Source organism: Stenotrophomonas maltophilia, from assembly GCF_006974125.1.
GTDB lineage: Bacteria > Pseudomonadota > Gammaproteobacteria > Xanthomonadales > Xanthomonadaceae > Stenotrophomonas > Stenotrophomonas maltophilia_O.
The window spans coordinates 1,127,053-1,140,970 of record NZ_CP037858.1 but is presented as its reverse complement, the minus strand read 5'-3'; the positions used below and the strand labels follow the sequence as shown (position 1 = coordinate 1,140,970).

The following is a 13,918-nucleotide window of genomic DNA, read 5'->3' as shown; positions in this document are numbered from 1 at the left end:
TGGCAGCTGGCTCAGCGCCAGACCTTGATCTGCTCGGCTTCGCTGCGCTGCATCGGCTGGCCGGCCTTGCAGCTGAAAGTAGCGCCGAACGCCGGCAGGTTGGCCAGCGTGCCGTTGCTGCGCCACAGGCCCGGTGCGCGGATGTCAGCAGTCAGGCGGCGCACGGCCTCGTTCGGTGCCAGCTGCTGCGCCCACAGCGCCGACCAGGCGCGGAAGAAGCCCTGCTGCTGAGCCTGCTTGGCCTTCGGCTCCTGCGCGGTGTACGCGGCCCAGGCCAGTTCCAGGCCGGCGATGTCGGCCAGGTTTTCTTCCTGGGTGAGCGTGCCGTTGACCTTGGCCCCCTTCACGCCCGGGAAGTCGTAGGCGCTGTACTGCGCGGCCACGCGGTTGCCGAGCAGGGTCCAGGCGGTCTTGTCGGCCGGGGTCCACCAGCTGCGCAGCTCGCCCTTGGCATCGACCAGCGCACCCTTGGCATCGATCGCGCGGGTCAGCTCATGGCCGACCAGGCCACCGAAGCTGCCGAACTTGTCGGCGGCGTCGGCCTTGGCGTTGAACACCGGGCCCTGCAGGATCGCGGCGGTGACGATCAGCCGGTTCTGCGCCAGGTCGTAGGCCAGCGACGGCTGCTGCGGCAGCACGTCCCAGCGACGGTCGGCGTTGCCCTTGCCGATGCGCTTCATTTCCTCGCGATGGCGCCAGGTCGAAGCGATCAGCATGTTGCCGCCGAACGAACCGCGGCCCATCGGCTGCACGCTGTAGTCGAGGTCACGCAGCGGGGTGCCGATCTCGATCTTCAGCGCGGCCAGCTTGGCCTGCGCTTCGGTCTTGGCTTCGGCGCTCATCCAGCTGCTGTTCTTGACCGCTTCGATCTGCACTTCGCGCACCTTGTCGACGATCCACGCCGCCTGGCGACGGTCCTCGGCCGACAGGTAGCGGGCGGCGTACTCGCGGCCGACCATCGGGCCGGCGGCCACGTTGATCGCATCCAGCACGTCTTCCCAGCGCTGCGGCGGCAGGGTTTCGCCACGCAGCACGCGGCCGCGGAATTCGAACTCGGCGTCGCGGTAGGCCTTGGACAGGTACGGCGCCATCGAGTCGCCCACGCGCCAGCGCAGGTAGGCCTTCCACTGGTCCGGCTTGAGCTTGGTGACCATGCCGTCGAGCTGCTTGAACAGGCCCGGGTCGGCCAGCGAGACCAGGTCGTCGTCCACGCCCTGTGCCTTCAGGAAAGCATCCAGCTGCAGGTTGCGGTAGCGGCTGTTGAGCTCCTTGGTGGAGATCGGCGCGTAGTTGTTGAACGGGTTGTTGATGCCGGCCAGCGACTGTGCATTGCGCGCCAGCTCGGTTTCCAGCGCGATCACCGATTGCGACTCGGCATCCAGCTTGGCGGCCGGGGTACCGGTCAGTGCCAGGATCTGCTTGACGTAGTTGCGGTAGCGGCCCATCAGGGCCACGGTATCGGCGTCGGTGCGGGTGTAGAACGCCGGGTCCGGCAGGCCCATGCCGCCCTGCATGAAGTAGCCGATGTGGCGGTCCAGCGCCTTCAGATCGACGTCGGGGCCGAAGTTGAAGGCTACGGGAATGCCAACCTGGTGCAGCGCGGCGATCGAGGCCGGCACATCCTTGGCCTTCTTGATGGCGTTGATGCGGGTCAGCAGCGGGGCGATCGGATTGGAGCCGTCGGCTTCCACGGCAGCTTCGTCCAGGCCGCTGGCCCAGAAGTCGCCCAGCAGTTTCTGCACGTTGCCCTGCGGCGCCTTCATCGCTGCGTCGAGCAGTTCACGCTGCTGCTGGCGGCTGCGGTCGACCAGCTGGCCCAGCGCGGTGGTGGCACCGGTCTGCGGCACCGGGTTGGCCTTCAGCCAGCCTGCGTTGGTGGCGTCATAGAAGTCGCTGCACTGGGCACTGACAGCCGGGGCGCGGGCGGCCTTCTTCTTGGCGGCGGCGAACGCATCGTGGGTCGGGACCAGGGTCGCCAGGCTGATGCCCAGGGCGATGGCAAGCGGACGGAAATTGGGCATGTGGAACGAATCCGTGATGGATTGAGGGCGCGCGCACTATAGCAAGCCGGGCATGGGCGCGGGATGCACGCGTCGCGGTGCATTCGCCGACCAAGGTCGGCAGCGACCGGGGAGCGCCAGGATCAGTAGATCCACGCCATGCGTGGATGAAAGACACCCCAGAAAAACAAAGGCCCGGGAATTCCCGGGCCTTTGCAGGTCTGCAACAGCGTCAGCCGCGGCTTACCAGATCACCACCTGCTGGTCGCCGCTGCGGGCCATCGGCGAACCGGCCTTGCACTGGAACGCGGCCGCAAAGGTCGGCAGGTTCGACGGTGCACCCATGGCGCGGAACTGCGCCGGGGCGTGCGGGTCGGTGGCCAGGCGGACCTTGGCGTTCTCCGGGGTGTACTTGGTACGCCACACGGTGGCCCAGTTGAAGAAGAAGCGCTGGTCGCGGGTGAAGCCATCGACCTTCGCGTCTTCCTTGCCTGCGCTGGCCTTCTGCAGTGCGTCGTAAGCAGTGGCCAGGCCGCCCAGGTCGGCGATGTTCTCGCCCAGGGTCAGGTGGCCGTTCACCGCCTGGCCGTCGACCTTGTACTGGTCGAACTGCTTGACCAGCTTGCCGGTCAGGCCTTCGAAGTTCTTCTTGTCAGCGGCGGTCCACCAGTCTTCCATGTTGCCGGTCGGCCCGAAACGTGCGCCCTGGTCGTCGTAGCCGTGGGTCATTTCGTGGCCGATCACCGCGCCGATGCCACCGTAGTTCAGCGCGTCGTCGGCCTTCGGATCGAAGAACGGCGGCTGCAGGATGGCGGCCGGGAACACGATCTCGTTCTGCAGCGGGTTGTAGTAGGCGTTGACCGTCTGCGGGGTCATGCCCCACTCGGTCTTGTCCACTGGCTTGCCGATCTTGGACAGGTTGAACTTGTAGTTGAACTCGTTGGCTGCGCGCACGTTGCCCAGGAAGCTGTCGCGCTGGGTCTGCAGGCCCGACCAGTCACGCCACTTGTCCGGGTAGCCGATCTTCGGGGTGAAGGTTTCCCACTTGGCGATGGCCTTGGCCTTGGTCTCATCGCTCATCCAGCTCAGGCCCTGGATGCGTTCCTTCAGCGAGGCGGCCAGGTTCTTCACCAGCTCTTCCATCTTGGCCTTGGCTTCGGGCGAGAAGGCCACCTTCACGTACAGCTGGCCGAAGGCTTCACCGGCGTCGTTTTCAATGGTGCCCAGCACGCGCTTCCAGCGCGGCTTCTGTTCCTTCTGGCCGTTGAGGGTCTTGCCGTAGAACTCGTAGTTCTCCTGCACGAAGGCGTCGGCCAGGTACGGCGAGGCACTGTCCACGGTGTGGAAGCGCAGGTAGGCACGCCACACCGACGGATCGGTGTCGCCCAGCGCCTTGCTCACTTCCTCATGGAAGGCCGGCATGGCCAGCGAGAACTTCTCCGGTGCGGCCACGCCCTGCGACTTGAAGAACTCGGTCCAGCTGAAGTTCGGGGTCAGCTTGTCGGCGTCGGCCAGGGTGACCGGGTTGTAGTACAGCTCGACGTTGCGCGACAGTTCGACGCGCGACTTGGAGGCCTTGGCCAGGCGGGTCTCGAACTTGACCACTTCCTCGGCCTGCTTGGCAGCGTCGGCAGCGGCGACGCCGGACAGCTCCAGCACCTTGGCGACGTGTGCCTGGTAGGCCTTCAGCTTGTCGGCGTTCTTGGCGTCGGTGTAGTAGGTGCTGTCCGGCAGGCCCAGGCCGCCCTGGCTGGCGTAGGCCAGGTTCACGGCCGAGTTCTTGAAGTCGGCTTCAGCGCCAAAGCCGAACAGGACGTTGTCACCCTTGGCTGCGCTGGTGCGCAGGTAGTTGGCAATGGCCGCCTTGTCCTGCAGGCCATCGATCGCGGTCAGGTCGGCCTTCAGCGGCTCGATGCCCTGGGCGTTGATCTTGGCCTCGTCCATGCCGGTGGCCCACAGGTCGCCGACGATCTTCTCGATGTGGTTCGGGGTCTTCACCTGCGCCACCTGTTCGGCCAGCTGGTGCTGCACGGCCACCGAACGCTCGTCGAGGATGGTGAAGGCGCCCCAGCTGGTGCGGTCGCCCGGGATTTCATTGGCGGCCAGCCACTTGCTGTTGACGTAGTCGCCGAAGGCGCCACAGGCGTCCTTGCTGGTATCGAGGTCGCTGGGCTGGAAGGCGTTGTAGGCCGGCAGCTTGCTCTCGTCCAGGGTGTACTGGGTGGCTTCGGCGGCAGCCGGCGTGGAGGCGGTGGCGTCCTTGGCCGGGGTTTCGTTCTTGCCGCAGCCAACCAGCGCGGCCGAAACGGCCAGGGTCAGCAGCACGATCTTGGGAGTACGGGTCACTTTGATGGCCTCCAGGCCGAGTGAGTCAGGGAAGGGCCGCAGGGACGGCCGTGGGCCGAACGATACGCCGCCGGCCTGCCCTGCAAGGGTGTCGAAGGTCATGGCCGGGCGCAAGGGCCAGAACGAGCAAGGGCGCCCGGTGGGGCGCCCTTGCGTGGGTAACGCATCGATTACAGGCCGCCGCCGCCGCAGCCCTTGCCCAGGTAGTCGTCGATCAACCTGAGCTGGTCACCCATGATCGCGCGGGTCCAGGCGGGCCCATGCGCATAGTCGGCGATGGCGTGGAACTCGACCGGCTGCCCCGAGCCCTTGGCCTTGTTCACGAACCACTCCGACTGCTCGATGGGAACCGTACGATCGCGGTCACCGTGGTAGACCATCAGCGGAATCTTCATCTCTCCGGCCTTGTCCAGCGGGTTCAGGCCGTCCACGGTCTTCGACTGCGCTTGGCGGAAGAACGGATTGGTATAGAAACGCGCCCAGATCTTCTTGATGTCCGAGACGCCGGCGCCGGCAATCGCGCACTTGTACAGGCCGTTCGGGCGGACCGAGGCCGCAAACGCTGAGTAGCCGCCATAGGAGAAGCCGAACATGGCGATGTGGCCGGGCTGGGCGATCTTCTGGTCGATCATCCACTTGGCGCCATCATCCTTGTCGTCCTGCATCTTCTGGCCCCATTCGGCGTCACCGGCCATCCACAGCTTGCGGCTCCAGTCGGCCGAACCGCGGAACTGTGGCCGCAGGACCGCCATGCAGCGCGATGCCATCAGCGGCACCCACATCGAGCCATCGAAGTCCATGCCGTCGCGCGCCCATGGGCCGCCGTGCGGATGCACCACCGCCTTCCACGGGCCAGCACCGCACAGTTCGGTGTTCGGTGTGGTCGGGAACGCCGGAATATCCAGCCCATCGCGGGCCTTGTAATAGACCAGCCTGGTATCGCCCAGCGCAGCCGGATCAATCTTTGGATAGGACTTGGCCAGCAGGGTCAGCTTGCCGTTGCGCAGCAGGTGGTACTCAGGCGGATTGGCCGGTCCAGAGACGGCCAGCACGAAGGTCTTCAGGTCCTTGCTGTAGTCAACGACACGCACCGCACGGCCTGTGTCGGCCTGGGTGGTCGCGCGCTGGCCCGTCGCGGGATCGACCAAGGTGACGTCGCTGGACTGGATGCCCAGGGCCTGGCGCACGCCTTGGTTGAGGCCCTTGAATACCGGATGGGTCCACTCAACTTCGTTCTCGCGAGGGCCACTGTAGGTCACGCCAAGCAGTGCGCCGAAGGGCACGCCCTCCACATCCTTGTAGCGGTTCACATGAACCGAACCCGCATTGAAGAATTTGTGTTCGAACAGCACTTCCCGCTGTTTGCGCGCAGTGATGTCGTACTCGTAGATGATGGTCTTGTCGCGGCCGACGTTGCTCTGGATGAAGGCGATGTTCGGGTCATCGGCGAAACCGACGACCTGGGTGATGTCGCGGTCCTTCACGTGCGAGCGGAAGTGTTCTTCCCACGCGTTGGTGGCCGGGTTGCGGAATTCGGTGGCGACGTAGGCACCGGTACCGTCCACGTCCTGGCGCAGGCGTGCGCGCAGTTCGCTGTTCAGGTCGGTGAGGTAACCGGCGACGCGTTCTTCGGTCTTCTGGATGCGCTGGGATGTGAAGCTGCGCAGGTTGACCTTGTAGACGTCTCCCGAGTTGCTGCCCGAGCCGTTGACCACCAGGATGTGATCCGGGTCGTTGGGCAGCGTGTCCAGCACCGTGGCATTGGACAGTGCCTGCTCCAGTTCTTCATTGCGGCTGGTGGCACGTGGTACGCTGATCGGTTCCTTCCACTGCTTGCCTTCGGTATCAGTGATGAAGAACTTGCTGATGAACGTCTTGTTGACCCGGTCGGTGCGCAGGTCGAATGGCTGCCAGAGGGTGACTGCCAGCAGTCCGTCCTTGATGAAACTCACGCTCTGGAACTTCATGCGGCCTGCGCCGATCGTGGTAGGCGCTGCGCTGAGGTTGTCGGTCTTCCAGACCAGGATCACGCGATCTTCGCCGCGGGCTTGAAGCCCGGCGATCTGAGTACCGTCTGGAGACACGGAAAGACTTGATATGTCCGGGAAGGCGGCCAGCTGTTCGATCGTGGGGACCGTCGGCTTGGCATGGAGGTGCAGCGGCGCGGCGACGGCCAGCGCGGCCAGCAGCAGATAGTGCTTCATGCTACGTCTCACTGTATCCGAGCGATGGGAGAGTGGGCGTTGCACCCACCCCAAAATACAGCCGCCGCCCTAAGGGCGGCGGCTGGTGGTGCAGGCTTAGAACTTCTTGCTGAGGTTCACGAAGAACGTACGGCCGAAGTAGTCGTAGCCACTGTACAGCGGGGCATTGCCGATGGTGTTGTAGATGCCGGCACCCGGGCTGATGGTCGGCGGTTCCTTGTCAGCGAAGTTGCGCACGCCAGCGGTGGCCTGCCACTTGTCGGCGGTGTACTGAACCGAGAAGTCCTGGGTGATGTAGTTCGGCACGGCCAGCTTGTACGCCGAGGTTGCGGGATCTTCCTCGTAGTACGCATAGCTGGACATGTTGTCCACCCAGTTCATGCCATAGCGCACACGCCATTCCTTGAACTTGTAGGTCAGGTCCAGCTGGCCGGTGAACTTCGGGTTGTTGATCCGGCCGTTGGCGTCAACCAGCGGATCGTCCTCGAACACCTTGCCGGACTGCTCCAGGAACCGCGAGACCTGCACGTTGGCGCGGAATTCGCCCGGACCGATGTCGCGAACGTAGCGGGTGGTGAAGTCCAGACCGCGCACCTTGTCGGTGGCCAGGTTGGCATAGCCGTTCTGGACGGTCAGGGTGTTGTTGGGCGAACGGCTGATCAGGCGGCACAGACCATTGTTGGCGGCGAAGTCGCCGGTGGTGCCGTTGTAGCAGGTGCTCAGGATGTAGGTGGCACCCATCTGGGCAACGCCGTTCTCCACTTCGATGTCGTAGTAATCGACGGCGAAGGACAGATCACCGAAGCCGCTGCCGAACTCCGGCTGCAACACCAGGCCGACGGTGAACGCGTCGGAGGTTTCGGCCTTCAGGTTGGCACCGACCAGGCCACCACCGATGGAGTCCACACGTACCGAGTTGGTCGCGGTGAAGCTGGTGGGCAGGCCCTGGGACGCGCAGTTGATGTAACGCGGGCTGGTCGGATTGCGCGACCCGTAGTTATTGCAGGGATCGCTGGAAGCGTTCAGGAAGCCGCTGGTGGCGCCCAGGAACTGTTCGAACAGCGCCGGGGCACGGTACGAGGTGCCGTAGGAGGCGCGCAGCGACAGCCACTTGACCGGCGTCCACAGGCCACCCAGCTTCCAGGTGGTGTCCGAACCATACGACTTGTAGTCGGTGTATCGGGCCGAGGCGTTGAAGGTCAGTTCCTCGGCAGCGGTGACGCCGGACAGCAGCGGCAGCTCGATTTCGCCGTAGGCTTCCCACACCGAATCGCTGCCGCGGGTCGGGTCGGAGCTGGTCAGGTTGTACAGGTTGCGGTTGATCGAGTGGATGCTCGGGGTATCGTCGATCTTGGCCTTGCGGTATTCGACACCGAAGGCGCCGGCGGCGGTACCGCCCGGCAGGTCGAACAACGGACCATTGACGTTCAGGTTCGCGGTCGATTCCTTGTAACTGGTGTTGCCGGTGACCGGGGTGTAGACGAAGTTCTTCCACTCGTACGGCAGTTTGCCGGCCAGCGTCTGCGCGTTGAGCATCGGTGCGGCAACGCAGCCGTTGGCCGGGTCCACGCACCTGAAGCCACCGGCGCCGTCGGACACCACGTTCAGGCTCTGTGCCAGGCGATCAGTCAGGAACGTGTTGAAGGTGTAGTCCGCATCGGAGTCGGCATGGCTGACCATGAAGTCATAGTTCCACTCCGAACCGAGCCGGCCGCGCACGCCGGCGGTGGCACGGAAGAAGTCCACCGACTGCTTGCTGCGGTCGTTGCCGAAGCCGATGAAGGTGCGGGCCGACACGTTCTTGCCATTGGACGTTTCCGTCGGCAGGGCGAAGGCCGGCAGGTTGGCCAGGTCACCGAGCAGCGGATTGCCGACCGAGTAGTCATAGGACAGCTGGCGGTAGCCGGTCTGGGTGGAGTCGCGCTTGTTGCCGAGGAACTCGTAGTAGAACTCGGCATCTCCCATCACGCCCAGATCCACGCCACCCTGGAAGAACAGAGTGTGGGTGGTGGCCGGGGACACCAGCGATTCCTTCAGCAGTCCTGGATCGAAGGTGTCGCGGTCGTAGTAGCCGACAGACTCATAGCCCGGCAGGCGGCCGGTGGTGACGGCGGGATTCGGACGCCAGCGGTTGAACCCACCAAAGGTGGCGGTGCCCAGGGTATTGATGGTCACGCCGCCGGAATCGAGCGTGAAGCACTTCGACTTGCCGGTGGTCGGATCGATGTAGTCGCCGCTACCGAAGTAGTTGCCCACGGTCATGTCGCGCAGGTTGTCGGTCGGACAGCTGGCCCAGCTGCGATCACCCACGGTCATTTCATTGCGGCGGTAGTGCTCGTATGAGCCGGAGAAGTGCGAGCGTTCGCCGGTGCTGCCGAACACGATCGAGTATCGGGTTTCGTCACCGCCACCGCTCTCGGTGGCGTTGTGCTGGAACTCGGCCTCAACACCGTCCACGTTCTTGCGGGTGATGATGTTGACAACGCCGGCCACAGCGTCCGAACCGTAGATGGACGAAGCACCGTCCTTCAGGATTTCCACGCGGTCGACCATCGCGCTGGGCAGCACGTTCAGGTCGGCCGAGCCGACCGAGCCGCGCGAGCCTGCCGGTGCAACGCGGCGGCCGTTGAGCAGGATCAGAGTACGGGTGGCGCCCAGGCCACGCAGCGACAGGGTATTGGCACCCGGGCCGCCATTGGTGACATAGCCACCGAAGGAGTTGTTGATCTGTGCGCTGCCGGCAGTGACGCTGTTGCTCTGCAGCGCGGCGGCGGTCGAGTTGAAGCCCGCCAGGGTGGTTTCCTCACGGGTTACGACCTGCACCGGCGAAACCGAGTTGAACACGTCGCGGCTGATGCGCGAACCGGTGACGGTCACCGTGTCCAGGTTGGTCGCCTTGGACTTCGGTGTTTCTTTCGGTGTGTCTTGTGCCGTCTGCGTCGAACCCGCGTCCTGGGCGAATGCCGGAGCGGCTGCGATGAGCAGCACGGCAGAAGCGAGGGCAAAGCTCAGCGGATGCCTGCCGAGCGACTTGCGATTGATCATCTGAAATCCCCTTGAATCCAATGATTGCGTCGTACACCGGGGACATTGCCTTGCGGGCGTCTCCGTGTGCCCCTTGCCCGGTGTTGGCAGTGGTTCTGCCCCCGGTTGCACCGGCTTCACGGGCCGGTAACTCGAGATTAACATGACATTAACCGAGCCTGTCAAACGTTCATTGCGCAGTCATCAAATTTTCGTAGAGATGCTGGCTCTCTCCTCGAAATCAGCCTGGATTTCTTGTATCTGTTTGATCTGAAATGATTTTTATGAGTTCTCCTGATGGTGTCTGGATGCTGAATGGATGGGTGGCCGGTGCCGGCCCCAAAAAAAAGGCCCCGCCGAAGCGGGGCCTGGTCCAGACACGAAGTCCGGAAAACGACGGGATTACTTGCCGAAGTCGTACTTCATCTGGGCCTGGATGGAGCGGCCGTAGATGCTGTAGAAGGCGCTGTTGTACGGGGTGCCATCGGTACCCTCGTAGCTGTAGCGCTGGCCGGTCGGCATCTTGTTGAAGACGTTGTTGACCATCAGCGACAGGGTCAGGTCTTCCTGTGCGCGGTAGGCGAAGCTCAGGTTGTACGTGGTGTACGAGCCCCACTTGCCGGCCTTGGCGCCGTAGCGGTTGGTGTAGTCGTAGCTGCGACCCAGGTAGGCGACGTAGTTCGGCGTGCTGCCGACGTAGTTCGCGTACACCGTGGTGGTGAACTTGTCGATGTTCCAGGCTACCGACAGGTCGCCACGCACCTTGGCGTAGTTGTCGTAGTAGTACATGTTGTACGGATCGCTCAGCAGGTCGATCTTCTGTGCACCCGGCAGCGGCTGCAGCTCGCGCTTCAGCATGTTGGTGTAGTTGCCGGAGAAGTTCAGCGAGCCGAAGCGGCCGATGTCCTGCTGGTACTTCGCGCTGACGGCGACCGCTTCCAGGTTCTGGCTGGCGACGTTCAGCTTCGGGGTGTAGACGCGGGTGATCGCACCGGCGTTGTCACGGGTGATCCAGTTGGCAACATCCTGGCAGCTGGCCGAGGTGTTGTTCACGGCACCGGTGGCGCAGGCGTACTCGGCCATCAGCAGCTGGTCGCTGCTCAGGGTCTTGACCTCGTTCTTGATCTTCCAGTTGTAGTAGTCAACCGACAGCGAGAAGTTGCTGACCGGTGCCCACACAACGCCCGCGCTCCACACGTCGGCGGTGATCGGCTTCAGGTCCGGGTTGCCGGACTTTTCGCTGTAGACCGAGGTGTTCTTGTAGTACGGGCAGAGGTCGTCGTTCAGCGCGAAGCCCGCCTGGTTGCAGCGGTAGTAGTCATTCTGGCTGGACGCGTACGAACCGCTCATGCCCTGGAAGGCGTCGGACAGGGTCGGTGCACGGAAGGCGGTGCCGTACTTGCCGCGGAACAGCAGGCTTTCCAGCGGACGGAACTCGACGCCGATGCTGTAGGTGGCCTTGTCGACGGTGCTGTCGGCGATCTTGAAAGCGTCGTAGCGGCCCGAAGCGCTGACCGTCACCATTTCGTGCAGCGGCATGCGCAGCTCGGAGGTCACCGCGTAGCTGCTGCGGTGGCCGGCGCCGGCCACGGCGGTGGTGCCCCACACATTGCCGTCGATGAACGACTGGTTCGGCGAGTAGTTCCAGCCTTCGCTGCCGCCTTCCAGGACCACGGCCAGGCCGGCGTCACCGCCCGGCAGGCTGAACAGCGAACCGTTGGTCAGCTGCACGCGGCCCAGGTTCTGCCAGGTCTTGCTGTGGTGGGTGCCGTAGCCGGTGAAGCTGCCGAACTCTTCCGGGGTGATCGGCGAGTAGAACGCAGCATAGTTCGGGTTGTAGATGCCGAACTGGCCGCCGGTCTTCGGGTCGGTGTAGGTGCCCAGCTGCTGGCCGAGGACGCGATCGGCGAAGAAGCCGTTGATCTTGTCCTTCCAGCGCACGAAGCGGTCCTGGTCCAGGCGGTATTCGCCGCGGGTGAAGCTGGCGCTGTAGTCCCAGTCACCGAACATGCCCTTCGCACCCGGGGTGACCTGGTAGGAACGGCTGCGGTCGGCATTGAGGATGTTGTTGTAGTCGCCGACGCCGATTTCTTCCGGCGCGAAGGCGCGCTGCAGGTTCACGACCTTGCCCAGGCCCTGGTCGTAGAAGCCGCCCATGCCCGACTGCGTGCCCCACCACAGGGCGCTGGAGCCGGAGGTGAACTCGGTCTTTTCCTTGCTGTACAGCACGTCGGCGAACAGCTGCAGGTTGTCGTTCACGTCGAAGGTCATGGTCGAGTAGAACTGACCGCTGTCCTTGGAGTTCTTCAGCGTCTTGTAGCCCGCGCTGTAGATCGAGCCGCAGGACTCGCCCTTGCCTTCACGGAAGCCGACGGTGGTGGTGCCGTCGTACAGGCCGCCGACATTGGCGCAACGGCTCGGGTCCATCATGTAGTACTTGCCGCCACCGATGACCAGGAAGTCATTGGACGGAGCCTGCGGGGTGAAGCCGACCGGGTTGGTCTGGCGGGTGATGTCGCGCTGGTAACCCCAGATCGGGTTGCCCTTTTCGTACTGGACGTTGACCAGTGCGTTGAAGCGGCCGTCGACGGCGGTGAAGCCGTGCGCGCCGCTGATGCGCAGGTTGCTGCCACCACCTTCGGTGTAGGTGCCGCCGCGGACGGTCATCGTGCCGCCGTCCATGCGCTCCTTCAGGATGATGTTGACGACGCCGGCGATGGCGTCCGAACCGTACAGCGAGGACTGGCCACCCGGCAGCACTTCAATGCGCTCGACGATGTCGACCGGAATGCCGCTGAGGTTGTTGAACGACTCGCTGCCGTTGTACAGCGCCGGATACGAAAGCATCGGGCGGCCGTTGATCAGGTACTTGGTGTAACCCGGGTTCAGGCCGAACATGCCGGAGGCTTCGGCGCCCTGGGTGAAGGCACCCGAGGTCTGGCCACCCTGCAGGCCGCCGGTGGTCAGCGAGGACTGCTGCAGCACTTCGGCCACGCTGGTGAAGCCGCGTGCCTGGATGTCTTCGGAGGTGATGGACATCACCGGGGTCTGGGTTTCAACCTGGGTCTGCGGGATCAGCGAACCGGTGACGGTGATCTTGTCCAGGTTGGTCGCCTTGTCCTGGGCCATTGCCGGGGCGGCGGCCATCAGAGCGGAAATCAGGGCGACGGCGAGCGTGTTGCGACGTGCGGTGTTGCTTACGTATTTCATGTAGTTCCAATAAAGAGCAAAAAACAAAAATCGGCACTGCGCATGCGCCATCGTGCGCGCTGGAAACCAGCTCTGCAGCCCAAAACAGTGCTTCAGGAACGTAACATGAACTTAACAATCTGTGCACGAATCTGTAGCAATCCTGAATTTCAGTCAGGCTACGTCCAGCTTGTATGATGTCGGGTTATTCCCCCTGATACAGCTGGTGCCCGTTGTGAACAGTTCCCCCCGCCGCCCCCATGCCAGCCAGGTCCAGAAGGGACTGACGCCACATGCCCGCATCCGCAATGTCATCGCGGTCGGCTCCGGCAAGGGCGGCGTGGGCAAGTCGACCACCGCGGTCAATCTGGCCGTCGCGCTGCAGCAGCTGGGCGCACGTGTTGGCGTGCTCGACGCGGACATCTACGGCCCCAGCGTGCCCGCCATGCTGGGCTTGTCCGGCCGGCCGGAAAGTCCCGACAACAAGAGCATCGAACCGCTGCGCGCGTTCGGCGTGGACACCATGTCGATCGGCTACCTGATCGAGGAGGACACGCCGATGATCTGGCGCGGGCCGATGGCCACCTCGGCAATGACCCAGCTGTTCAACGACACTCTGTGGGACGATCTGGATTTCCTGCTGATCGATCTGCCGCCAGGCACCGGTGACATCCAGTTGACCCTGACCCAGAAGATCCCGCTGGCCGGTGCGGTGATCGTCACCACGCCGCAGGACATCGCCACGCTGGATGCAAAGAAGGCGCTGAAGATGTTCGAGAAGGTCGAGGTGCCGGTGCTCGGCATCGTCGAGAACATGGCGGTGCATACCTGCAGCAACTGCGGGCATGTCGAGCACCTGTTCGGTGAAGGCGGCGGCGAGCGCATGGCAGCCCAGTACGGGGTACCGCTGCTGGGTTCGCTGCCGCTGCAGATCGGCATCCGCGAGCAGGGTGACAGCGGTACCCCGATCACCGTGGCGCAGCCCGATTCGGTACCGGCCCAGGCGTACCGCCATGCCGCGCAGCGCCTGATCGAGGAAGTGGGCAAGCGCCCGCGGGCCTCGATCCCGATCCTGTCGTCGCTGCTCTGACTGCGGCCGCAAAGAAAAAGCCGCCGGCGCGAGGCCGGCGGCAATCTGAGACGTTCCTGGAGAGG

Annotated in this window: 6 protein-coding genes; 1 reads left to right on the top strand and 5 read right to left on the bottom strand. The window is 64.0% G+C overall.

Translation table 11 applies throughout. The annotated features are described in order from the left end of the window. Positions 1-11 precede the first annotated feature (11 nt). The 5 genes from EZ304_RS05265 to EZ304_RS05245 all read right to left on the bottom strand — a co-directional run bounded on the left by EZ304_RS05265 (position 12) and on the right by EZ304_RS05245 (position 12,784). A complete protein-coding gene (locus EZ304_RS05265) occupies positions 12-2,021 on the bottom strand; it encodes a M13 family metallopeptidase (protein WP_099554982.1) in 2,010 nt (669 codons plus the stop codon). Between the two features lie 222 nt (positions 2,022-2,243). After that, positions 2,244-4,346 (bottom strand): M13 family metallopeptidase, encoded by a 2,103-nt coding sequence (locus EZ304_RS05260; RefSeq protein ID WP_142806481.1) that lies wholly within the window; start codon positions 4,344-4,346, stop codon positions 2,244-2,246. A gap of 170 nt (positions 4,347-4,516) precedes the next feature. Then, a complete protein-coding gene (locus tag EZ304_RS05255) occupies positions 4,517-6,550 on the bottom strand; it encodes an alpha/beta hydrolase family protein (RefSeq protein WP_142806480.1) in 2,034 nt (677 codons plus the stop codon). A gap of 96 nt (positions 6,551-6,646) precedes the next feature. Further along, positions 6,647-9,595 (bottom strand): TonB-dependent receptor plug domain-containing protein, encoded by a 2,949-nt coding sequence (locus tag EZ304_RS05250; protein WP_099554978.1) that lies wholly within the window; start codon positions 9,593-9,595, stop codon positions 6,647-6,649. Positions 9,596-9,976: 381 nt separating this feature from the next. Continuing rightward, positions 9,977-12,784, bottom strand: a complete 2,808-nt coding sequence (locus EZ304_RS05245; protein ID WP_142806479.1) for a TonB-dependent receptor domain-containing protein — start codon at positions 12,782-12,784, stop codon at positions 9,977-9,979. Positions 12,785-12,998: 214 nt separating this feature from the next. On the opposite strand from EZ304_RS05245, the gene apbC reads away from it, so the two are divergent. Beyond that, entirely contained in the window at positions 12,999-13,853 is an 855-nt protein-coding gene (gene apbC, locus EZ304_RS05240; protein ID WP_005414099.1) for an iron-sulfur cluster carrier protein ApbC, read from the top strand. The last annotated feature ends 65 nt before the right edge of the window (positions 13,854-13,918 follow it).

What these genes read in the sequence shown, in the direction of transcription:
- EZ304_RS05265 (WP_099554982.1), bottom strand. Translation starts at nt 2,021, where the DNA reads ATGCCCAATTTCCGTCCGCTTGCCATCGCCCTGGGCATCAGCCTGGCG.
- EZ304_RS05255 (WP_142806480.1), bottom strand. Translation starts at nt 6,550, where the DNA reads ATGAAGCACTATCTGCTGCTGGCCGCGCTGGCCGTCGCCGCGCCGCTG.
- EZ304_RS05250 (WP_099554978.1), bottom strand. Translation starts at nt 9,595, where the DNA reads ATGATCAATCGCAAGTCGCTCGGCAGGCATCCGCTGAGCTTTGCCCTC.
- EZ304_RS05245 (WP_142806479.1), bottom strand. Translation starts at nt 12,784, where the DNA reads ATGAAATACGTAAGCAACACCGCACGTCGCAACACGCTCGCCGTCGCC.